The following is a 20,359-nucleotide window of genomic DNA, read 5'->3' on the forward strand; positions in this document are numbered from 1 at the left end:
GCGGCCCTTGCGCCGCCATGATCGCCGCATGGCGTTGCGCGTCGTCGTCGGGTAAGATGCGACGATGAGCGACGCGACTTCCTCCCAGTCGGCCACCGAACTGTTGGGCGTGGTGCTGGACGAGCATCTGCGCTGGGTTGGCCAATGGCACCGCGCGGCCTTTTTCCGCGACGGCGTGGGCGGCGAGCGGCCTTCGGCTCCCGCCGCCTTCGCCGCCTGGTGCGTGGCGGCCAACCGCGACGATCTGGTGCATCAACCCGCCGTGCTGAAGCTCGCCACCCTGCATGAGCAGATGCACCGTCAAGCCAAGCTGGCGCTGTTGAAGGCGTCGGGCGGCGACAGCCCCAGCGAGGCGGAGTATGAGGCGGTCATCGCCCGCTTCGAGGAGTTCGTCCTGCATCTGCGCCGGATGGAGCGCGCCTTTGGCGCCGCCGCGTCCGGCCTGGATCCGCTGACCGGCCTGCGCACCCGGCGCGGGATGATGGAGGCGCTGGAGCGCGAGCACAACCGCTTCCACCGCACCGGCAAGCCCTTTTGTCTGGCGCTGGCCGACATCGACAAGTTCAAAAACATCAACGACACCTATGGCCACGACATCGGCGACCGCGTGCTGGGGGCTACCGCCGCCGTCATCAGCCGGGGCGTCCGCAGCTTTGACGAAGCCTTCCGCATGGGGGGCGAGGAGTTTCTCGTCTGTCTGAAGGAAACCGAGATGGAGGAGGGCTACGCCGTCATCGACCGGCTGCGGCTGGATTTGATGGAGTCGCCGGTGCTGCTGACCGATGGCCGGGAGATCGCCGTCACCGCGTCCTTTGGGCTGGTGGAGGTTGATGACGGCGCCAGCGTCGATGATTTGCTGATCCGGGCCGACCGGGCGCTTTATCAGGCGAAGAACGCCGGGCGCAACCGGGTGATCCGCCATGGGGTGGACCGTCCCGCCGCTCCGCCCGCGCCGACGAAACCGGCCCGCCCGCGCGCCTGAGCATACGGCGCATCCGCATCTTGGCCGAACGGGGGCGGGCGGGGTAGGATCGCGGCCAATCCCAGCCAGCGGCGAACCCGACCCATGCGCATCGAACCCAATTTCCCCAACCTGTTCATCCTCGACCACCCGCTGATTCAGCACAAGCTGACGCTGATGCGCGACAAGCAGCGCTCGACCGGCGGCTTCCGCACCCTGCTGCGCGAAATCTCGCTGCTGATGGGCTATGAGTTGACCCGCGATTTGCCGCTGACCACGGAGCGGATCGAGACGCCGTTGCAGCCGATGGACGCCCCGGTGATCCTGGGCAAGAAGCTGGCGGTGGTGCCGGTGCTGCGCGCCGGGCTTGGCATGTCGGCGGGGCTGCTGGAACTGGTGCCGTCGGCGCGCGAGGGCCACATCGGCCTCTACCGCGACCATGAGACCAAGCAGCCGCACGAGTATCTGGTGAAGCTGCCGCCCGCCGAGGGGCGCCTGTTCATCGTCGTCGATCCGATGCTGGCGACCGGCAACTCCGCCGCCCACGCCTGCGACGTGCTGAACCGCCACGGGGTCGAGGATGGCGACATCCGTTTCATGGCCCTGGTCGCCGCGCCCGAGGGCGTGCGCCGCTTCCACGAGGCGCACCCGGACGTGAAGGTCTTCACCGCCGCGCTCGACAGCCATCTGAACGAGGACGCCTACATCGTCCCCGGTCTGGGCGACGCGGGCGACCGGATGTTCGGCACCAAGTAAGGATAGGTGGGCAAGTAAGGATAGCGTGCGCGGCCCCCCGCCGCGCATTGTCCCGCTCGCCGCAACACTCTTCCCCACGCGGCCCCCTTACCGAACGGGCCGCGAACGGCTACCTCTAGGCGGATGTTTGCTTTGAGGAGATCGTCATGACCGCCGCCGTCCCCGCCATCCGCCCTGTGATCGCCTCGGTCGAGGGGATGCCCACCTCCGACGGGGCCGGGGTGAACATGACGCGCATGCTGGGAACGCCCCGCCTGCGCACGCTCGACCCTTTTTTGATGCTCGATCTGTTTGGCTCCGACGAGCCGACCGACTATCTGGCCGGATTCCCCGACCATCCCCATCGCGGCTTCGAGACCGTCACCTACATGCTGGCCGGGCGGATGCGCCACGCCGACAGCCGGGGGCATGGGGGGGTGATCGAAACCGGCGGGGTGCAGTGGATGACCGCCGGACGCGGCCTGATCCATTCGGAAATGCCCGAACAGACCGAAGGTCTGATGAAGGGTTTCCAATTGTGGATCAACCTGCCGGCCCGGTTGAAGATGACCGAGCCGCGTTACCAGGAATTCCCCGCTCCGCAGATTCCGGTGGAGTCGCGTGACGGCGGCGTCACAATTGTGGTGATCGCCGGGGACACCGCGCGCGGCACGGCGGGTCCGGTGCGGGCCGAGGCGACCGACGCCCGCTATTTCGACGTGACCCTGCCCGCCGGACAGAGCTTTGACGAGCCGGTTCCCAGCGGCCACACCGCCTGTCTGGTCCTGTTCGAGGGGAGCTTGCGCGTTGGCGACGATGGCGGCGGCAATGGCGAGGAGTTGACCGGCCCGCGCGTGATCGTGCTGGGCGCGGGCGAGCGAATCGCGGCGACGGCAGGGGCGCAGGGCGCGCGCTTTCTGCTGCTGGCCGGGAATCCGCTGGGCGAACCCATCGCCTGGGGCGGGCCGTTCGTGATGAACACGCGCGAGGAGGTCATGCAGGCGTTCCGCGATTACGAGGAAGGCCGGATCGGCTAACCTTTGGCGTGCGGCAAGACACGCCTTGCGCCCCGGTGTTCCACGGTTATCATGCGGCCTCACGGAAACCGGAATGACGGCAAGGGGTCTAAGCGATGCGCTGGAGAGGTCTTCTGTGCGGTTTTGTGGCGGCGATGATGTCCGCGATCCTTCTCCAGCCCGCCGCCGCTGTGGATTTTTCCAAGGCGGGGGCCGAGCTTGGGCCGGAAGGAGCTTGGACGAATCAGTGCGATGTGGACCGGATGACCGACAGCAAGGTCTGTCGCCTGGTGGTCTACCGCCTGTTTGACGACGGCAAGGACGTCGGCTTCATCGCGCTCAGCGTCATCCCGACCGGCAATGATTTTCACCTGTTCTTGACGACAAGCCAGGGGTTGGTCGATTCCTGCGCGATCCGCGTGGATCGTCAACCGCGCATCGAAACCCACATCGCGACGCTGAACATGTGCATGTTCCCGAACTTCATGTCGGGCCGCGTCGTCGATCAGTTCCGCAACGGCTCGTCGATCCTGGTCCGCGTCAATTTCCTGCGGGCGGGAAAGCGCGACATTGATTTTCCGCTGAACGGCTTCTCGCGGAACTTTGAAGAGATGCAGCGCAACCTTCAGTAAATCAACCGCTGAGAGCGGGCGGTTTTCACCAGCCGCCCGCCCGGCGTATCCATCAAGACGCGGCGTTCCGCGACGTGAAAGCCGGAACTCTGTTGGCGGTTGCTGTGGCGTCGTCGTCGCTGCGCGCAGCCGTTTTCAATGCCGTGTGCGCGCCGGGGTGACGTAAACGCCATCCCAATCGACGCCCAACAGGGCCTCGTCGCCCGCCGCTTCGACCAGCTCGTCATACTCGCTGGCGTCAATCAGCCCGAAGATCGAGGCGGTGCCGGACGCGTCGAGATCGCATGTGACCACCCGCCCGCCGACCTCGACCGAGGTGAAATAGACTTCCGGCAGTTCCAGGCTGTCGAGATCGCAGGTCACGGCGTTTTCAATGTCGTGAATCGCCCGCGAGGACAGCGACGCGCGCAGAGCGGCGGCTTGCGACGCCCACAGGATGCGGGCCACCCGCGCCGCCGGTTGCGCGTCGGCTGACGCCGTCGCGCCGTCGGTCTGGTCGGTCAAGGCAACCGCCTGAGACTCCAAAACCGAGCTGTTGGGTCCGCGCATGAACAAACCTCCGCTGTCGAATGATTCCACACTCATGCCAAGGCAGTTAACGGATTGTTAAGGCGGCATGCGGGAGTCACCGGATTCTGCGGCGGACAGCGCGATGGCGACAGCGGCGGCCACCCGTGCGTTGTGACGAATCAGCGCCATGTTCGCGGTCAGGCTGCGCCCCTGGGTGATCCGTTCCAGCGCCGCCAGCAGATGCGGGGTGATGGTCTTGCCGGTGACGCCTTGCGATTCGGCGTCGGCCAGCGCCTGGGCGATGGCCTTTTCCATGGCGTCGGCGTCGAGTTCGTCGGCCTGGGGGATTGGGTTGGCGAGCAGGACGCCGCCCTCCAGCCCCAGATCCCATTTGGCGCGCAGGATGGCGGCGACCTGGGCGGGGGTGTCGCAGCGTTGATCGACGGGCAGACCGCTGCGGCGGCTGTAAAAGGCGGGGAATTCGTCGGTTTCATAACCCAGAACCGGGACGCCGCGCGTTTCCAGAACCTCCAGCGTCTTGGGCAGGTCCAGGATGGATTTAGCCCCGGCGCAGACCACGCAGACCGACGTGCGGGCCAATTCGTCGAGATCGGCGGAAATGTCAAAGCTGCGTTCGGCCCCGCGATGCACGCCGCCGATGCCGCCGGTGGCGAACACGGCGATTCCGGCCAGCCGCGCCGCGATCATGGTCGCCGCCACCGTGGTGGCCCCCAACGCGCCGGTGGCCAAGGCGATGGGCAGATCCCGACGGCTGAGCTTGCGCGCCGCCGATCCGCCCGACGCCAGACGTTCCAGCGCGTCATCGTCCAAACCGATGCGGATGCGCCCGTCCATCACCGCGATGGTGGCGGGAACTGCGCCCGAGTCGCGAACCTCGGCTTCCAGCGCGCGGGCGGTGGCGAGGTTTTTGGGATAGGGCATGCCGTGGGAGATCACGGTCGATTCCAGAGCCACCACCGGGCGGCGCTCGGCCAACGCGTCGGCGATGTCGGGGGTGATGGTCAGGCGGGCGTGCATGGCGGGAATCCCGGTGGTCAGCGACGCGTCATGATAGGCGGTTGATCGGCGCCGCTCCATCGCGAAGCGGTTGCGTGACAGGGTGTGGCTGGTTTCACAGTTCAGCGGCGCCGCCAGCGCGAATGGGGCTTGCGTGATTGCGCTGTGAATTTCCAGAGGGGATGCGACAAATCGGCTTGTGAATTACCGACGTTACGATGTAAAAAACGACAAACCAACAGACCGGATGGGGAGAGGCTGCGGCATACTCCCCGAACGCCGGGTTTCGAGTCCGGGCCTTTGGCGCCTGGATCCGCCCATTAGGATCTTTCAGGAGTGGTCGTGATGCTCCGCATCTCCAAAAAGCTGATGTTCGCCATCGAGGCGGTTCTCGACATCGCCTACAACGCGGGCACCGAGCCGGTGCAGTCCGGGGAAATCACACGTCGCCAGGGAATTCCAAAACGCTATTTGGAACAGGTGCTTCAGCAGCTTGTTCGCGACGGCGTTCTGGCCGGGGTGCGCGGGCCGCGCGGTGGGTATCGCTTGGCGCGCGAACGGCGGCGGATCACGCTGGGTGAAATCGTCAAGGTCGTCCGTTCCATGGAAACCGCCACCGACCCGATCGAAGAGCCGGCAGGCTCGATTCTGGGGCACAAGGTGGTCCGCCCGCTGTGGGGGGAGCTTCAGGAAGAGACGATGAAGCAGCTCGACACCATCACCATCGAGGATCTGTGCATGCGCGCGCGCGCCGCCGGGGTGGAGAGCGAAACGGAAGACCGCATCGACTTTACGATTTGATTCCCCCTTGCGGACTGGGTAAATTCCGCACAAGGGTGTTGAATCGGCGAATACGACAAATCACAGAGGTGAAATCATGGCTGCTCCCGAATTTCGCGGCAAGATTTACGACAGCGTTCTCGACACTGTCGGCGCGACGCCGCTGGTGCGGTTGCAACGTCTGGCCGCTGATGCGGGCGTCAAGGCGCAGATCGTCGGCAAGCTGGAGTTCTTCAACCCGCTGGCCAGCGTCAAGGACCGCATCGGCAAGGCCATGATCGAAGCGGCGGAAGCCGCTGGCACGATCCAGCCGGGCCGCACCACCCTGGTCGAACCGACCTCGGGCAACACCGGCATCGCGCTGGCCTTCGTCGCCGCCGCCAAGGGCTACAAGCTGATCCTGACCATGCCGGAAAGCATGTCGGTCGAACGGCGCAAGATGCTCAAGCTGTTGGGCGCCGAACTGGTGCTGACCCCGGCGTCGGAAGGCATGAAGGGCGCGATCCGCAAGGCGGAGGAAATCCTCGCCGCCGATCCGAACGCCTTCCTGCTCCAGCAGTTCAAGAACACCGCCAACCCGGCGGTTCACCGCGCCACCACGGCGGAAGAAATCTGGGTGGACACCGCTGGCGCCGCCGACATCCTGATTTCCGGCGTCGGCACCGGCGGCACCCTGACCGGCGTCGGCGAGGTCCTGAAAGAACGCAAGCCCGGCTTCCGAGTCGTCGCGGTGGAGCCGGAGGACAGCCCGGTCCTGTCGGGCGGCATGCCCGGCCCGCACAAGATCCAGGGGATCGGCGCCGGTTTCGTGCCGGACGTCCTGAAGAAGGATCTGATCGACGAGGTCGTCCGCATCTCCAACCAGCGCGCTTTCGAGACCGCCCGCAAGGTCGCCCGCCTGGAAGGCGTTCCGGTTGGCATTTCCTCGGGCGCCGCGCTGGCCGCCGCGCTGGAACTGGGCGCCCGCCCGGAGAATGAAGGCAAGCTGATCGTCGTGATCCTGCCGTCCTTCGCCGAACGTTACCTGTCCACCGCCCTGTTTGAAGGGCTGGAATAAGCCGCCCGCCGCCCCGCCCGCCGTAGCGCCCTTTGGGCGGTTGCGCAGCGGGCGGGGCGGCAACCTTTCGGCGGTGTTGTGCCGTCTGCGAAAATACCCTATGATTGCGCGTGTCCCGTTTCGGGGCCGCTTGGTTTGACAAATAGATCGCATTTTAGTAAATTGAATCACCGTTCGCCGCGTTGACCCTGTGGCGGGTTGAACGCAGCCGCTCGCTGATCGGGAGAAACCGCCATGAGCGTTTCCATACCGAACCTGTCCCAGACGGCCTTCTCGCAGTTGAAGGGGACGACCACGAAGCTGGCCCCGAACGGCAGCCCCGCTGATTTTCGGACCTTCACGGTCAGCAAGCCCGGCGAATTCAATTTCAAGATCAACAACAGCTTCACCAACGTCGACATCGTCGACACGAACACCAACAAGGTGGTCGCCAATCTGAAATCGCAGCAGGACGCCGCCGACGTCAGCGCGCGGTTGGGGCCGGGCACCTACAGGGCGATGATTTCTCAGGCGAATCGCAGCGCTGGCCCGCGCGAGTATTCGCTCGACGTCAGCGAAAAGCAGAATGTTCTGATGACGGCTGGCGGCGCGGTGATGAGCGGAACGGCGCAACCGCCGGGCAACGGCGACACCGGCATTCAAAAGCACACGATCAACGTGGTGCAGGGCGGCAGCTTCACCGCCAATTTCAGCCTGCCGAACTCGCGCTGGGCGATGATGGGCAAGGAAGGCAACGTTGTTGCCTCCAGCGACACCTCGAACCCCGACGCCCAAGCGGATTTCTTCAAAAAGCCGACCTACAAGATCGACCCCGGCGAGTATCAGCTTGTCATCATCCCGCCGTCGAGTTTGAAGTCGCCGACGCCGTTCCAGTTCAATTTCGTGCCGCGCGACACCACGGTGCAGGCGTCGGGAACCACGCAGGAAAGCGCCATTTCCAAGACCCTGCGGGAGCGCGAGGTCCGCCTGAAGCAGTGGGCGTCGGAAGCCTCGACCACCTCGACGTCGGCCTGATCGATTCCTGAACCGTCCCGTCTGCGGGTTGCACGGCGTGCCGCTTGCGCTATGCTGTCGGGCATGGACTTCACCGACACCCAGCTTCACCGCTATTCCCGCCACATCATTTTGCCGGAAGTCGGCGGGGTGGGGCAGGAGCGGCTTTTGCGTTCCAAGGTTCTGGTGGTCGGCGCCGGGGGGCTGGGCGCGCCCCTGCTGCTCTATCTCGCCGCCGCCGGGGTGGGAACCATCGGAATCATCGACGATGACGTCGTCGATCTGTCGAACCTGCAACGGCAGGTCATTCACGACGAAAGCGCGCTTGGCCGCTTGAAGGTGGACAGCGCGGCGGCGCGCATCCAGGCGCTCAACCCCGATGTGCGGGTGGAAGCCCATCCGGTGCGGCTGACCCGCGACAACGCGCTCGACCTGATCGGCGGCTATGATCTGGTGGCCGACGGCTCGGACAATTTCGCCACCCGCTTTCTGCTGAACGACGCCTGTTTTCTGGCGAAAAAGACGCTGGTGTCGGCGGCGATCCTGCGCTTTGACGGGCAATTGACCAGCTTCAAGGCCCATCTGGGCGCGCCGCACCCCTGTTACCGCTGCCTGTTCCCGGAACCGCCGCCGCGCGGGTTGGTGCCGTCCTGTTCGGAAGGCGGGGTGCTGGGGGCCTTGGCGGGGACCGTCGGATCGCTTCAGGCCACCGAAGTGTTGAAAGAGCTGCTGGGGTTGGGCGAAAGCCTGTCGGGCAGCCTGCTGATGATGGACACGCTTTATGCGTCCTATCAGCGCATCACCTTGAAACGGGATCCCGACTGCGCGCTTTGCGGCGATCATCCGACGATCCACGATCTTTCCGCCCATTGAGAGACGGACGACGTCCGACGCGAGGCGCCCCCCCATGTCCCAGCCCGAAAACACCGCCCAGCCCGAAAACACCATCCAACCCGCCGCGAACGGCCTGTCGATCATCCTGTTCGCCGGGGGCTTCGACCGCGTGCATTACGCCTTGGTGATGGCCAGCGCCGCCGCCGCCACCAACCGGCCCGTCACCCTGTTCTTCACGGGCCGCGCCCTGCGCGCCCTGGTGCAGGAGAATGAGCCGGGGGTGCTGGGCTGGCACGATCTGGACCCCGCCGACGACGGCAGCACGCCGGTGGCGCGCGACCGCTATTTCGCCACCCACGGGCTGGCCAGCTTCGAGGAGCTGCTTGGGGCCTGCGTGGCGCTGGGGGCGACGGTGATGGCCTGCGAAATGGGGATCCGCGCGTTGGGCCTGCCGTCCGGCGTGTCCTTGCGCCCCGACGTGCCGGTGAAGACGGGCGGCGTCGTCACCTTCCTCAACGAGGCGCCGAAGGGCGGCGCCATGCTGTTTGTGTGACGATCCATGACGACGCTTCCGGTGGATGACACCCGCGCGATTCTCGACCTCGCCAACCAATTCGAGGCCATCGCGGCGGAGGGGTTTGAGGGACGGCCCTACCGCGACGACCTGACCGCGCTCGCCCAGCGGGTGACGGCCCAACCGGGGCTGGCCCCGCGCGTCGCCCACGCGCTGGGCATCATGATCGGCCTGATTGGCGAGAGCGACCGATCCGGGCGCTTCGCCGCCAAGATCGCCATCCTGCGCGAAGGGGCGGCGTTGCTGGAGGGATGACGCGACGAGGGCGCAACCCTGCCATGCGTCACGTTTCCGGGGGCCATCCCGTCTTGAGGGCGATCGCAACGCTTGAAGGACCGGACGCCATCATGGAAACCCGTTTCACCATCCTCGCCGACGCCCCCGCTCTCTACAAGGCGCTGGGCGCCGTCACCGCCGCGCTGGGCGCGTCGGCGCTGCCCGCCGGGTTGAAGCATTTGATCGACCTGCGGGTGTCGCAAATCAACGGCTGCGTCTTCTGCATCGGCAAGCACAGCGATGAGGCCCTGCGCGACGGCGACCGCGCCGACCGCGTGGCTGCCTTGCCCAACTGGGCCGACTCCAGCCTGTTCACCCCGGACGAGCGCGCCGCTTTGGCCTGGGCGGAAGCCCTGACCCGCAGCGAAAGCGGGCGCGTCGATGATCTGCTCCCGGAGTTGGGGCGCCATTTCAGCCGCGAGCAGATCGCCGCCCTGACCATGGCGGTGGCGACGATCAACGCTTGGAACCGCGTCGGCATCGCCCAGTTTCGCGAAGCCGTTTCGGCGGCGGCGTGACCGGGCCGATTGACGCCCTGGGCCAAACCCCGCTTGCGGTTTTCGCCGTGGAGCGGGGGCGGCTCCGCGCGCTGGCCTATCGGTTGCTGGGGTCGGTGGCCGAGGCGGACGACGTGTTGCAAGACGCGTGGCTGCGCTGGAGCGTGGTCGATTCGACCTCCGTCGGATCGGTCCCGGCGCTGTTGACCACCATCGTCACCCGGCTGGCGCTGGACCGGCTGCGCGCGGCGCGCGCGGTTCGGGAACGCTATTACGGGCTGTGGCTGCCCGAACCGCAAGTCACCGCGTGGGAGGCGGAACCGGACGAGGCCGACTCGGTTCCCATCGCGATGATGCTGCTGTTGGAACGGCTGGGGCCGGACCAGCGCGCCGTCTTCGTGCTGCGCGAAGCGATGGATCTCGATTACGCCGAGATCGCCGCCATTCTGGGAAAATCGGTGGAGGCCTGCCGCCAGATCATGCGGCGCGCCCGCGACCGGATGAGCGACTCCGCCGAGTCGGCCGCCGATCCCGCCGCCGGGCGCAAGCTGGCCGCCGCCTTCGCCGAGGCCAGCCAGCGGCGCGACTATGCGGGCATCGTCGCCCTGCTGGCCGACGACGCGTTGTGGCTGAGCGACGGCGGCGGCCTGGTGCTGACGGCGCTGAACCCGCTGCGCGGCCCCGACCGCATCGCCCGCTTCATCCTGGGCGTTCAGCGCAAGCGCGCCAAAAGCTACGGCTTCACGCCGGTGCGGGTGAATGGCGGGCCGGGCTTTCTCGTCACCTTCGGCGAGCGGTTCCACGCGGTGTGGGGGATGGAGATCGCCGAGGGGCGCATCGTCCGGCTCTATCAGGTCTCCAACCCGCACAAGCTGGGGCATGTGACTGGGCGGGAGGCGCTGGCGCAAGCGGTCAGACGGCCAGCGCGTCCAGGCAGCGGTCGAGTTGGTCGAGGTTGATTGGGCGGCGCAGGACGGGGAACGGCCCATCCTCCAACGCGCCGTCGTTGGGCGCGTCCGCGTTGGCGGTGACGATGATTTGGGTGTGCGGGTAGAGCATGGCCGCCAGCGCGGCGGCGCGCTCCCCCGAATCGTCGTTCGGGGCGCGTTGCAGCAGGGCGAAGCGGGGCGCTTCGGTCCCAATGATGGTCAACGCGTCCATGCCGTCGCGGGCCTGGGAGACGCGGTAGCCCCGTTGCGTCAAATGCCGGGTCAACGCGTCGCGCTGGGCGGGGTCGTCGTCGGCGACTAGGGCGCGGCGTCCGCCGGTGTCGGGCGCGTGGATGTCGGCGTCGATGCTGAACACCGCGCGTCTCCCTCTGGCTTTGGTTTCCGAAGGCCGCTCATCAGGCTTTGATGATAGGGGGGCGGGTTATGGTTGTAAATCAGACGAGCGTCGGCGCCGACCTCGGCCAATCGTCACCACCTCGCCTTGCTGCATCAGCGCCAGCATGGGAAGGTCGCTGGGCCGGTTGCCATAGCCCCAGGTGGTTCCAATCGGGCCATGCTGGTCCAGCCAAGCGCGCACCCGGTCGGCCTTGTCGCGCCGCACGCAATTGCCGGTCCTGAGCCGCCCGGTCAGCAAACCGTCTTCCGCCTCCATGCCCGTGGCCAGCAGATCATCCACCTCCAGCCCGCGCAGCAGGGCGGGCATGTAAAGGTCGAGCGCCCCGGTGGCGACGACGATTCGGCGGCCATGGCGGCGGTGGGTTTTCAGAATCTCCACCAGCGGCGCGTGCCAGCGGATGCGGGGGATCATCCGCTCGGCGGCGGCCAATGCGTCGGCCAGCGGCACGCCGCGCAGGGTGCGTTTCAGATAGACCGCCTTGACCGATCCGGGAAAATCAACGCCCGGCCCACGCCCGCGCGCATGGCGGTGCAGACAGGAACGGATGGCGTCGGCCAACGCCAGCGCGGCGCGGCGCTGGCCGATCACCTCGCCGACGAACATCGGCAGGCTGTCGCCGTGAATCAGCGTGCCGTCGAAATCGAAAAACGCCACGCCGGGCGCGTCATGGTCGATGCCGGACGGCGGGGTGGTGGGGATTGGCGCGGCGGTGGTCTGCATGGCCCGGTTATCACGCTGGGCGACGGATCAGGGCAAGCGGTTTCGCGCTCACGCCCCGCCGCTCGGCTCGCCGCGCCGGTTGCGCGGGACGCCGTACAATTCCAGACGGTGGCCGATCAGGTCATAACCCAGCTCGCGGGCGATGGCCTCCTTCAGCCGTTCCATCTCCTCGTTGGTGAATTCGATCACCTCGCCGGAATCGACGTCGATCAGATGGTGGTGGTGGTCGGTGCGGGTGCCTTCGTAACGCGCCCGCCCGTCGCCGAAATCCAGCCGGTCGATGACGTGGGCCTCCTCGAACAGCCGCATCGTCCGGTAGACCGTGGCGATGGAGATGCGGTGGTCGATGGCGGCGGCGCGGCGGTGCACCTCCTCCACATCGGGGTGGTCGGCGGCGTTCGACAGCACGCGTGAAATCACGCGGCGCTGGTCGGTCATCTTCAACCCCTTTTGAACGCACAGATCTTCAAGGCGCGACGGCATGACAATCCCCTGTGATGGTCGGCGGCGGCGGCCTTGACGCCCGCGCCATCGTCCGAATACCCGACCATCATACTGTGTTTCGTTCCAATTCTCAAACCTGGACCGTGGTCGGCAGCAGGGGAGGGGAAGCCCTTATTGGGGTTTGGCGGGGTGGTTGGGTATAGTTCGACTGACACACAGTTTGAAACCAATTGCTCATAATCGGCTGCTACCGTTTCCGACAGGCTCCAACGCCGGGATGACCGGCCCGGCGCCGTCAACGATGTTCGGGAGGCAAAGACCGCCGTGACGCCACCCCCTTCGATCAGCCGCGCCCCGATCCAGGGCGACGAGGAGGCGGTCTACACGGCTGCCGGGCTGGCCGTGCCGGTGGCTCCGCTTGCGGTTGGCGGCTCCTGCGCCGAAGCCTGCGACCGTTTTTCCCGCAAGGCGGATCTGTGGGCGCTGGCGGTGGTGGAGCGCGATGGCCGCCCGGTCGGGTTGGTCGAGCGCCACAATGTGATGGGGCGTTGCGCCGCGTCGGCGGAGACGGCGGCGCTGCCGCTCGCCCAGGTGATGGATCCGGCTCCCCTGCTGATTGAGGCCAGCGTCGGCTTGAGCGAGATCGGGCGGCGGCTGGCCCGGCTGAAGCCGCCGACGCCGCAAAGCAGCTTCATCGTGGTGGAGGATGGGCGCTATCGCGGGTTGGGCGCGGTGGCCGACCTGATGCTGCTGTCCATTGAGCAGTCCGACCTGCGCGCCCGCCAGTTGGAAGCGGCCAAACGGCAGGCCGACCAAGCCAACCGGGCCAAGAGCGCCTTTCTCGCCAACATGAGCCACGAGATCCGCACGCCGTTGAACGCGATGATGGGCTTCGCCGAAATCCTGGAGCAAGAGGTGCTCGGCGCCCACGCCATTCCGTTGTATGGCGAATACGCCCGCGACATCGCCGACAGCGGGCGGCATCTGATGGATCTCATCAACGATCTTCTGGATCTGTCGAAGGCCGAGGCGATGCGGCTGGAGCTGAGCGAGGTTCTGATCGACGTGTCGCGGGTCGTGTCGAGCGGCGCGCGGCTGCTGTCCGAACGGGCGTCGCGCAACGGCGTGCGCATCATCAGCGCGGTGCCGCCCAGCTTGCCGCCGCTGCGGGCGGACGAACGCAAGCTGCGGCAGATGCTGCTGAACCTGCTGTCCAACGCGGTGAAATTCACCCCGTCCGACGGGGTGGTGACGGTGGGCGGTCACGTCGCCGGAAACGGCGCCCTGTGGCTGTCGGTGCACGACACCGGCATCGGCATGTCGGGGGAGGATTTGGCCAAGGCGATGGAGCCATGGGGCCAGATCGACAACGCGCTGGGCCGGGGCCATGTCGGCACCGGGCTTGGTCTGCCGTTGACCAAATGCCTGATCGAACTGCATGGCGGGCGTCTGGACGTGGTCAGCACGCCCGACCGTGGCACGACGATGGCCCTGGTTTTCCCGGCGGCGCGGGTGGAGCCAAGGTAAAGCAAGAAACCAGCGGGACGGCGGCGTTGTATCCGCCGCCCCGCCTGCGCTGGGTTACGCCAGCCCCTTTTCCATCGCGCTCGCCAGACGGCGGGCGAAGGCGGCGGGGTCGGGCAGGCTTTCGCCTTCGACGATGCGGGCCTGGTCGAGCAGCAGCCACGCCGCGTCTTCCAGCGCCGTCGCCGCGCCCTCAATTTTCGCCCGGTCGGCCAGACGCTTGATGAGCGGGTGGGACGGGTTGATTTCCAGAATGCGCCTGGCCCCGGCGGCGTCGGCCCCAAGCTGCTTGTGCTGCTTGAGCAGGCGTTCCAGATGCATGTCCATGTCGTTGTCGTCGGACACCAGACAGACCGCGCTGTTGGTCAGCCGTTCGGATTTGCGGACGTCCTTCACCGCCTCGCCCAGCGTCAGCTTCAGCAGGGCCAGCAGATCGACCAACTCGCCTTCCGGCGCCTTTTCCTCGGGCTTGTCTTCGCCGCCCTGGATCTTGCCGAGATCGGCGCCGCCGCGCGTCACCGACTTGAAGGGCTTGGTCTCGTAGACGCCGACCGACGGCACCCAGAATTCATCCACCGGGTCGGTCAGCAGCAGAACCTCGACGCCCTTGGCCTTGAAGCCTTCCAACTGCGGGCTGCGCAGCAGGCTGTCCACATCGTCGCCGGAGATGGTGAAGATGGTGTCCTGGCCCTCTTTCATCCGCGCGACATACTCGTCGAGCGAGACCAGACCGTCACCGGCGGTGGTGCGGAAGCGCAGCAGCTTCAGCAACTCGTCGCGGTGCTCGTAATCCTCGTACAGGCCTTCCTTCAGGACGGCGCCGAAATTCTCCCAGAAGGTCGCGTATTCGGCGGCGTTCTCGGTGTCCTTGGCCTTCTTGTTCAGCTCCGACAGGATGCGGCGGGTCAGACCGGCGCGGATCTTGGCCAGCATCGGGTTGTGCTGGAGCATCTCGCGGCTGATGTTCAGCGGCAGATCCTCGCTGTCCACCACGCCGCGCACGAAGCGCAGATAGGGCGGGATCAAGCCTTCCGCCGCGTCGGTGATGAACACGCGCTTGACGTACAGCTTCACCCGGTGGGCGCGCTTGGGATCGAACAGATCGAACGGCTTGGCCGAGGGCACGAACAGCAGGTTGGTGTATTCCAACGCGCCTTCCGCCCGCCAATGCAGGGTCAGCCACGGATCATCGAAGGCGTGGCCGACATGGTGGTAGAATTCCTTGTACTGGTCCGCCGTGATCTCGTTTTTCGAGCGGGTCCACAGGGCCGACGCGCTGTTCAGCGATTTGGCGTCTTCGCCGTCGCCAAAGAGGATCGGGATGGCGATGTGGTCGGAGTATTTGCGGACGATGGCGCCCAGGCGGTTCTCTTCGAGATACTCGTCATCCCCCTCGCGCAGATGCAGGATGATCTTGGCGCCGCGCGGCAGGTTGTCGACCTGGCTGATGGTGAACTCGCCCTTGCCGTCGGACAGCCAGCGCCAGCCCTGGCTTTCCCCGGCCTTGCGGGTCAGAACCTCCACCCGGTCGGCGGCCATGAAGGCGGAATAGAAGCCGACGCCGAACTGGCCGATCAGGTTGACGTCCTTCTTGCCCTCGCCGCTTTCGGTCTTGAGGGAATTCATGAAGGCGGCGGTGCCCGACCGCGCGATGGTGCCGAGATTTTCGACCAGATCCTCGCGGTTCATGCCGATGCCGTTGTCGACGACGGTCAGGGTCCGCGCCTCTTTGTCGGTCAGCAGGCGGACCTTCAGATCGGGGTCGTCGGACGAGAGTTCGGGCTGGGTCAGCGCGGCGTAGCGCAGACGGTCGCAAGAGTCGGACGCGTTCGACACCAGTTCGCGCAGGAAAACTTCCTTCTCGCTGTAGAGCGAGTGGGCGACGATGTCGAGCAGACGGCTGACCTCGGCCTGAAAACTGAGCCGTTCCTCGGTCATGTTGGCACCTTCATCCGTATCATGTGGTGGGTGGTTTGGTGGAACGGCGGAGATATGTGAAAGCGGCCCCGCCATTCAAGAGGCAAGCGCGCAAAGACACGCCGGATTGAGGGGGGATCCTCAACCCGGCGTGGTCACGAGCGGTGATGGAAAAGCTTACTTCTTGGGCTTCTTGCCCGCGTCGGCGGGCGGAGCCGCCGGTTCGCCGCCGCCGCCCAGCAGCGGGGCCATGTCGGCGCCGTTCAGCAAAAGCTGGCCGCTGTCGGTCATCTCGATCTTGTAGCTGCGGATTTCGGCGCCGCTCTCGTCCTTGCTGATTTGGCCCATCGCCTGAAGCATGCCGATCATGCCCAGCGCGTCCTGGGCGTCCTTGTCCGGTTTCGCGCCGGGGGCGGGCTGCATCGCCTTGGCCGCCGCGTCCAGACCCTTCAGCAGAATGGTGGTGGCGCCGGTGACGCCGAAGGCCGATTGCGCGGCGACCCGCATCGCCCCGGTGGCGGTGGCGGTGGTGGCCGGAGCCTCCACCTTCAGCGCGTCGAGCCGCAACTCGGCTCCGGCCTCGACCAGGGCCGCCATCGTCTTGGCGATGATCGCGTCGGGGGTGGCCAGCGGGGTCGCGGGCGCCGGAGCGGCCTTGGCCTTGCTGTCCTTCTTGGCGGATTTGGCGGCCTTGGCCTTTTCCTCGGCTTCGGTGGCGAGCGCCAGATCGCTCAGACCCTGCCACAGCGCGGCGTTCGGCAGCTTGGCCACCGACAGGCCGAATTCAACCGTTTTCGGCGTGAAGGCCGTCGGCGCGACCGAGGGGGTGATGGCGAAATCACGGGCCGCCATGCCAAGGCTGATGGTCGAAAAATCCTGATCGAGGTCGGTGACGCCGCCGGTGACGGTCAGTTGGCCAAGATCGACCTTGGACCCGTCGGCGCTGTCGCTTCCGCTCAAGCCGGTCAGGCTCATGCGGGTGGTGAAGCCGCCGATGACGCCGCGCAGGGTCGGCAGAACATCCGCCACGCTGGGCGGTTTGCCGGTGGCGGTGACGCGCTGGGCCATCGCTTGCAGGGCGCTGATCTTGGTGAAATCGGCGCGGCTGTAGGCGTTCTCCACCGACAGCCCGGCGATCTTGAAGGCTTCACGCTTCTTCTCGTCCAGGGCGGCGACGTTGCTGATCGTGATGGCCGAGGGGCCGGACCAGGTGGTGGGGCCGTCGGCCTTCAGATCCTGTTTCAGCGTCACCGCCCCGATGGTGACGGCGCCCTTGCCGTCCGGGCTGGTGATGGCGATGTCGTTGAACGCGCCATCCATCGTCAGCAGGGTTTCCAGCGGGGCCGACCAGGTCCCGGTGAAGGTCTGGCGACCCAGCGCGATGGAGGCGGAGTCCTTGTAATCCTCCCCCTCGTCATCCAGGCTTTGGACGGCGATCTTGCCGGGCAGGGTGACGCTGACGCCGAACAGGCCGCCGTCGCGCGGGGTGACGCTGAGCAGCACGGTGCCGACCTCGATCCGCACGCCGTCGGCGCCTTCCGCCGCCAAACGGGGCAGGGCGATGTCGTAATGGTCGCCTGAGGCCTTGACCGTCGGTTCGCCGTCCCATTCAAAGCCGAAGCCTTCGCTGTCGTCGCTGGCGGGGGGCATCCAGCGGGTCAGACCGCTTTTCAACGTGGTGGCCAGCGCGCGGGCGCCCGCGTCATCGACCACAGGCACGTCGGCCCGCGCGGGCGACCACGCGGCGGCGACCAGCGCGAACAGGCCGCCAGCCAACAGGCCGGGCGCAACAGAACGGACAGACGGACGACGCATCGGGGTGTCTCCCTTTGGGAATGGTTTGAACCAGTTAAGCCTGATATTCGGCGCTGGTCCACCCCTGTCCGCTGGGCGCCGTCAGCGCGGCGGCGTTGGCGGTGGTTGGTCCGCCCTGTCTGCGTCGTCGGTCAGGTTGCGCGCGGCGCGGCGATTCAACAGGAAGACGTCGCGCGCCGGGCGGTGGCCGAATTCGATGTAGCGGTAGCTGAGCGCCGACAAAAAAAGCAAAAAGCCGAGATACACCGGCATCATGGAGAGAATATACGGCATGTGCTCCAGAGTCGGTTCGCGAAAAGGGGCTGAGGGACGAAACAGAACAAGCCGCTTCAACAGCACGATATGCCAAATATAGATGCTGTAGCTCATGGCGCCGATGATCCGCACCGGCCACAGCCGCAGCAGCGCGTTGAGCGGGTTGGGGTGGGTCAACAGGAATCCCACTCCGAACAGAAACCCCACGTCGAGCAGCAGAGGGGGAAAGGCTCCCGCCGAGATCGGCAGGGCCTTGATGAAGTAGAAATGCCACACGGCCATCCCGGCGAAGGCGCCGCCAACCCCCAGCACCAGGAAACTGACCGGATTGAACAGGCGGGAGCGGGCCAGCGCCAGATCAACAGCCAGCATGCCGAACAGGAAATCGGGCAGCCGACCAAGCAGGCCGTCACCCGCCCAATGCAACACCGAGTAGGCGGGCGGGGTCGCCACCCACAAGCGCACACCCACCGCGATCGCCACAGCGGCCAGCAACAGCGGAGTCCGGTGACGGGCGTAGAGCCACAGCAGCAGCGGGAACAGCAGGCTGAACGCGAACTCGACGCCCAGGGACCAGAGCACGTAATTGTGTCTTGGGACAAAGGTGAAGGGAGTCAGGGTGAAACTGGCGGTCAGAAAGGCCGCCACATTGAGCCAACTGCGCCACAAGGTGGGATCGAAGGGGATTGAAAGGCCAAAGGCCAAGGTGATGGCGCCGGACAGATAGTAGAGCGGCATCAACCGCCGCGCCCGACGGCGCAGGAACGCCCAGGCGTCGGTCCATCCCGCCATACGGCGCTCACCCCGCGCGTAGGGAAGATAGAGCACCAAACCGGACAGGAAAAACAACAGGTTGACGCCAAGCCAACCACTTTCCAGAACGAGACGCAGGGGCAACCACCAGTCGGCGATCGGCGAGTCAAGCGTGAACGGCGCCAGGGACGGCCATGTGCAATGCACAAAGACCACGCCGATGATGGCGAGCGCGCGCAAGCCGTCGATTTCTGGAATCTGGTGACGGCTGACGGTTGGGGGCGGGGACGGTCGGGGGGGAAGCACGGCGTCCGGGGATGTCTGGTTGGCTTGGGAAACGGACCGTTAGAAATCCAGATCGGCGTAATGGCGGGGCGGCGGGCAGCCGGTGATGTTGTCGGCCAGGATGGCGCGGAAGCTGGGGCGGGACTTGATGCGCGCGTACCAGTCTTTGGCCTCCGGGTTTTTGTCCCACGGCACGTTGTCGATGTAGTCCAGGCAGGAGAGCGAGGCCGCCGCCGCGATGTCGGCCAACGAGAAGGTCGGCCCGGCCAGCCAGGGGCGGCGTTCCGACAGAAAGGCGATGTAGTCGAGGTGATAGTGGATGTTGGCCAACCCGGCGCGAATCGCCGGGGCGAAAGGGTGGCCCTGGCCCGACAACCGCTTGATGAGCTTCTCGCCCACCAGATTTTCCGTCACCTCGCGCTCGAACTTGAACAGGAACCAGTCGGCGATCCGCCGCACCTCGGCCCGGCGGGCGACCTCGCGCGGCAGCAAGGGGGTGTCGGGGTAGGCCTCTTCCAGATACTCGATCAGCGCCAAGCCACCGGCGACGACGACTCCGTCTTCCTCCACCAGCACCGGGACGTCTCCGGCGGGGGTCAGGCGCATGAACGCGTCGCGCCGTTCCCACGGCTTTTCGATCACCGATTCGAAGGGGATGGCCTTCTCGGCGAGCATGACGCGGGCGACGCGCGACAGGGCGTGCAGGGGGTGATGGTGCAGGATCCTCATGGCGGCGCGACTTTAACGCAATGCAGCAGGGGAAAACAGCCCGCGCGTGAGGGATCGGCGTGACTTGTTTGGGAAATATTAACCGACCGGCTCCATCCGGTAGAGCACCAGCGGGTCAGGCGGATCGTATGGCCGGTGGACCGGAGTCCACCCCTTGTGCTCGTAAAAGGCGCGGGCCGCCGCGTTGCGCGCGGCGCAGGCCAGCAGGGCCGATCCGTGCAACCGCTCCACCGCAGCGCGCAGCAGGGCCGAGCCGATGCCCCGGTTGTGCCACGCCGCATCGATGAACAGATTGTGGATGAAGCCCGCCGTCGCGTCGATGGAGACGAAGCCCACGACGCCGTTCTGCGTTTCGGCCACCAGAACGGCGTCCTCTTGGACGCAGTCGTAATAGTCATCCAAACCGAAACGGTCGGCGGGGTGCCAGGAAAAGGCGTTGCGGCGGCCATGCAGGAAGATCTCGGCGCAACGCGGCGCGTCATCGGCGTCGGCGCTGCGGATCGCGATGCGAAAGCGGTCGCCTGTCGGCATGCGCCCTCCCGTCTCTTCGGAACCTGCGGTTCGTTTCTTTTCCGAACCCATGGTTCGGTGGCCGATGGAATGGCCGATGGATGGGCGGTCTGTCCGTCCAGGTTACGGTTTCAAGACTAATCTGGAATTTGGTCAGAGGGGAACGGTCCATTGGTCG

At 66.3% G+C, this 20,359-nt stretch carries 23 protein-coding genes; 13 read left to right on the forward strand and 10 right to left on the reverse strand.

From position 1 onward, the window contains the following. Positions 1-64: 64 nt before the first annotated feature. The 4 genes from D3877_RS00230 to D3877_RS00245 all read left to right on the forward strand — a co-directional run bounded on the left by D3877_RS00230 (position 65) and on the right by D3877_RS00245 (position 3,344). Positions 65-982, forward strand: a complete 918-nt coding sequence (locus D3877_RS00230; RefSeq protein WP_119828813.1) for a diguanylate cyclase — start codon at positions 65-67, stop codon at positions 980-982. Between the two features lie 84 nt (positions 983-1,066). After that, a complete protein-coding gene (upp, locus tag D3877_RS00235) occupies positions 1,067-1,717 on the forward strand; it encodes a uracil phosphoribosyltransferase (RefSeq protein WP_119828814.1) in 651 nt (216 codons plus the stop codon). 146 nt (positions 1,718-1,863) lie between these two features. Continuing rightward, positions 1,864-2,733, forward strand: coding sequence for a pirin family protein (locus D3877_RS00240; RefSeq protein ID WP_119828815.1), 870 nt, complete (start codon positions 1,864-1,866; stop codon positions 2,731-2,733). 134 nt (positions 2,734-2,867) lie between these two features. Then, on the forward strand, positions 2,868-3,344 hold the full coding sequence (locus D3877_RS00245) for an invasion associated locus B family protein (RefSeq protein WP_238474651.1): 477 nt from the start codon (positions 2,868-2,870) through the stop codon (positions 3,342-3,344). A gap of 135 nt (positions 3,345-3,479) precedes the next feature. Here the strand turns inward: D3877_RS00245 and D3877_RS00250 are convergent, their stop codons facing one another. Further along, positions 3,480-3,893 (reverse strand): hypothetical protein, encoded by a 414-nt coding sequence (locus D3877_RS00250; protein WP_119830688.1) that lies wholly within the window; start codon positions 3,891-3,893, stop codon positions 3,480-3,482. Positions 3,894-3,950: 57 nt separating this feature from the next. Beyond that, a complete protein-coding gene (locus D3877_RS00255; RefSeq protein ID WP_119830689.1) occupies positions 3,951-4,892 on the reverse strand; it encodes a pseudouridine-5'-phosphate glycosidase in 942 nt (313 codons plus the stop codon). Between the two features lie 324 nt (positions 4,893-5,216). Between D3877_RS00255 and D3877_RS00260 the strand changes: the two genes are divergently transcribed. The 8 genes from D3877_RS00260 (at position 5,217) to sigJ (ending at position 10,841) form a co-directional block, all read left to right on the forward strand. Next, positions 5,217-5,672 carry an RrF2 family transcriptional regulator gene (locus D3877_RS00260; protein WP_085557233.1) on the forward strand — a complete coding sequence of 152 codons (456 nt, stop codon included), beginning with the start codon at positions 5,217-5,219 and terminating at the stop codon, positions 5,670-5,672. A gap of 76 nt (positions 5,673-5,748) precedes the next feature. Then, positions 5,749-6,708 carry a cysteine synthase A gene (gene cysK, locus D3877_RS00265; protein ID WP_119828817.1) on the forward strand — a complete coding sequence of 320 codons (960 nt, stop codon included), beginning with the start codon at positions 5,749-5,751 and terminating at the stop codon, positions 6,706-6,708. A gap of 234 nt (positions 6,709-6,942) precedes the next feature. Continuing rightward, positions 6,943-7,722 (forward strand): hypothetical protein, encoded by a 780-nt coding sequence (locus D3877_RS00270; protein ID WP_119828818.1) that lies wholly within the window; start codon positions 6,943-6,945, stop codon positions 7,720-7,722. Between the two features lie 51 nt (positions 7,723-7,773). Then, complete coding sequence (locus D3877_RS00275; RefSeq protein WP_119828819.1) at positions 7,774-8,574, forward strand: HesA/MoeB/ThiF family protein; 801 nt, start codon at positions 7,774-7,776, stop codon at positions 8,572-8,574. A gap of 34 nt (positions 8,575-8,608) precedes the next feature. Beyond that, complete coding sequence (locus D3877_RS00280; protein ID WP_119828820.1) at positions 8,609-9,088, forward strand: DsrE family protein; 480 nt, start codon at positions 8,609-8,611, stop codon at positions 9,086-9,088. Between the two features lie 6 nt (positions 9,089-9,094). Continuing rightward, on the forward strand, positions 9,095-9,364 hold the full coding sequence (locus D3877_RS00285) for a hypothetical protein (protein WP_238474652.1): 270 nt from the start codon (positions 9,095-9,097) through the stop codon (positions 9,362-9,364). Between the two features lie 92 nt (positions 9,365-9,456). Next, positions 9,457-9,903, forward strand: coding sequence for a carboxymuconolactone decarboxylase family protein (locus tag D3877_RS00290; protein WP_119828821.1), 447 nt, complete (start codon positions 9,457-9,459; stop codon positions 9,901-9,903). Next, positions 9,900-10,841 carry an RNA polymerase sigma factor SigJ gene (gene sigJ, locus D3877_RS00295; protein ID WP_238474653.1) on the forward strand — a complete coding sequence of 314 codons (942 nt, stop codon included), beginning with the start codon at positions 9,900-9,902 and terminating at the stop codon, positions 10,839-10,841. The genes D3877_RS00290 and sigJ overlap by 4 nt, the downstream gene beginning before the upstream one ends. On the opposite strand, the gene D3877_RS00300 is transcribed toward sigJ, so the two are convergent. The 3 genes from D3877_RS00300 to D3877_RS00310 all read right to left on the reverse strand — a co-directional run bounded on the left by D3877_RS00300 (position 10,795) and on the right by D3877_RS00310 (position 12,432). Continuing rightward, positions 10,795-11,187 carry a response regulator gene (locus tag D3877_RS00300; RefSeq protein ID WP_119828822.1) on the reverse strand — a complete coding sequence of 131 codons (393 nt, stop codon included), beginning with the start codon at positions 11,185-11,187 and terminating at the stop codon, positions 10,795-10,797. The genes sigJ and D3877_RS00300 overlap by 47 nt on opposite strands. A gap of 66 nt (positions 11,188-11,253) precedes the next feature. Continuing rightward, positions 11,254-11,949, reverse strand: a complete 696-nt coding sequence (locus tag D3877_RS00305; RefSeq protein ID WP_119828823.1) for an HAD family hydrolase — start codon at positions 11,947-11,949, stop codon at positions 11,254-11,256. Positions 11,950-11,997: 48 nt separating this feature from the next. Next, positions 11,998-12,432, reverse strand: coding sequence for a Fur family transcriptional regulator (locus tag D3877_RS00310; protein WP_119828824.1), 435 nt, complete (start codon positions 12,430-12,432; stop codon positions 11,998-12,000). A gap of 285 nt (positions 12,433-12,717) precedes the next feature. Here D3877_RS00310 and D3877_RS00315 point away from each other — a divergent pair, with 285 nt between their 5' ends. Then, positions 12,718-13,920, forward strand: coding sequence for a sensor histidine kinase (locus D3877_RS00315; RefSeq protein ID WP_119828825.1), 1,203 nt, complete (start codon positions 12,718-12,720; stop codon positions 13,918-13,920). A gap of 54 nt (positions 13,921-13,974) precedes the next feature. Here D3877_RS00315 and htpG read toward each other — a convergent pair whose 3' ends face one another. The 5 genes from htpG to D3877_RS00340 form a co-directional block, all read right to left on the reverse strand. Continuing rightward, positions 13,975-15,855, reverse strand: coding sequence for a molecular chaperone HtpG (htpG, locus tag D3877_RS00320; RefSeq protein ID WP_119828826.1), 1,881 nt, complete (start codon positions 15,853-15,855; stop codon positions 13,975-13,977). 156 nt (positions 15,856-16,011) lie between these two features. Then, a complete protein-coding gene (locus tag D3877_RS00325) occupies positions 16,012-17,649 on the reverse strand; it encodes a hypothetical protein (protein ID WP_119828827.1) in 1,638 nt (545 codons plus the stop codon). Between the two features lie 81 nt (positions 17,650-17,730). Further along, positions 17,731-18,963 (reverse strand): acyltransferase family protein, encoded by a 1,233-nt coding sequence (locus D3877_RS00330; RefSeq protein ID WP_119828828.1) that lies wholly within the window; start codon positions 18,961-18,963, stop codon positions 17,731-17,733. 39 nt (positions 18,964-19,002) lie between these two features. Continuing rightward, complete coding sequence (locus D3877_RS00335) at positions 19,003-19,671, reverse strand: glutathione S-transferase family protein (protein WP_119828829.1); 669 nt, start codon at positions 19,669-19,671, stop codon at positions 19,003-19,005. A gap of 78 nt (positions 19,672-19,749) precedes the next feature. Next, a complete protein-coding gene (locus tag D3877_RS00340) occupies positions 19,750-20,202 on the reverse strand; it encodes a GNAT family N-acetyltransferase (protein WP_119828830.1) in 453 nt (150 codons plus the stop codon). Positions 20,203-20,359 lie beyond the last annotated feature (157 nt).

Source organism: Azospirillum cavernae (genome assembly GCF_003590795.1).
GTDB lineage: Bacteria > Pseudomonadota > Alphaproteobacteria > Azospirillales > Azospirillaceae > Azospirillum > Azospirillum cavernae.

Coding starts and splice junctions, on each gene's coding strand:
- D3877_RS00230 (WP_119828813.1), top strand. CDS start 65: ATGAGCGACGCGACTTCCTCCCAGTCGGCCACCGAACTGTTGGGCGTG.
- upp (WP_119828814.1), top strand. CDS start 1,067: ATGCGCATCGAACCCAATTTCCCCAACCTGTTCATCCTCGACCACCCG.
- D3877_RS00240 (WP_119828815.1), top strand. CDS start 1,864: ATGACCGCCGCCGTCCCCGCCATCCGCCCTGTGATCGCCTCGGTCGAG.
- D3877_RS00245 (WP_238474651.1), top strand. CDS start 2,868: ATGATGTCCGCGATCCTTCTCCAGCCCGCCGCCGCTGTGGATTTTTCC.
- D3877_RS00250 (WP_119830688.1), bottom strand. CDS start 3,893: ATGCGCGGACCCAACAGCTCGGTTTTGGAGTCTCAGGCGGTTGCCTTG.
- D3877_RS00255 (WP_119830689.1), bottom strand. CDS start 4,892: ATGCACGCCCGCCTGACCATCACCCCCGACATCGCCGACGCGTTGGCC.
- D3877_RS00260 (WP_085557233.1), top strand. CDS start 5,217: ATGCTCCGCATCTCCAAAAAGCTGATGTTCGCCATCGAGGCGGTTCTC.
- cysK (WP_119828817.1), top strand. CDS start 5,749: ATGGCTGCTCCCGAATTTCGCGGCAAGATTTACGACAGCGTTCTCGAC.
- D3877_RS00270 (WP_119828818.1), top strand. CDS start 6,943: ATGAGCGTTTCCATACCGAACCTGTCCCAGACGGCCTTCTCGCAGTTG.
- D3877_RS00275 (WP_119828819.1), top strand. CDS start 7,774: ATGCTGTCGGGCATGGACTTCACCGACACCCAGCTTCACCGCTATTCC.
- D3877_RS00280 (WP_119828820.1), top strand. CDS start 8,609: ATGTCCCAGCCCGAAAACACCGCCCAGCCCGAAAACACCATCCAACCC.
- D3877_RS00285 (WP_238474652.1), top strand. CDS start 9,095: ATGACGACGCTTCCGGTGGATGACACCCGCGCGATTCTCGACCTCGCC.
- D3877_RS00290 (WP_119828821.1), top strand. CDS start 9,457: ATGGAAACCCGTTTCACCATCCTCGCCGACGCCCCCGCTCTCTACAAG.
- D3877_RS00305 (WP_119828823.1), bottom strand. CDS start 11,949: ATGCAGACCACCGCCGCGCCAATCCCCACCACCCCGCCGTCCGGCATC.
- D3877_RS00310 (WP_119828824.1), bottom strand. CDS start 12,432: ATGCCGTCGCGCCTTGAAGATCTGTGCGTTCAAAAGGGGTTGAAGATG.
- htpG (WP_119828826.1), bottom strand. CDS start 15,855: ATGACCGAGGAACGGCTCAGTTTTCAGGCCGAGGTCAGCCGTCTGCTC.
- D3877_RS00325 (WP_119828827.1), bottom strand. CDS start 17,649: ATGCGTCGTCCGTCTGTCCGTTCTGTTGCGCCCGGCCTGTTGGCTGGC.
- D3877_RS00335 (WP_119828829.1), bottom strand. CDS start 19,671: ATGAGGATCCTGCACCATCACCCCCTGCACGCCCTGTCGCGCGTCGCC.
- D3877_RS00340 (WP_119828830.1), bottom strand. CDS start 20,202: ATGCCGACAGGCGACCGCTTTCGCATCGCGATCCGCAGCGCCGACGCC.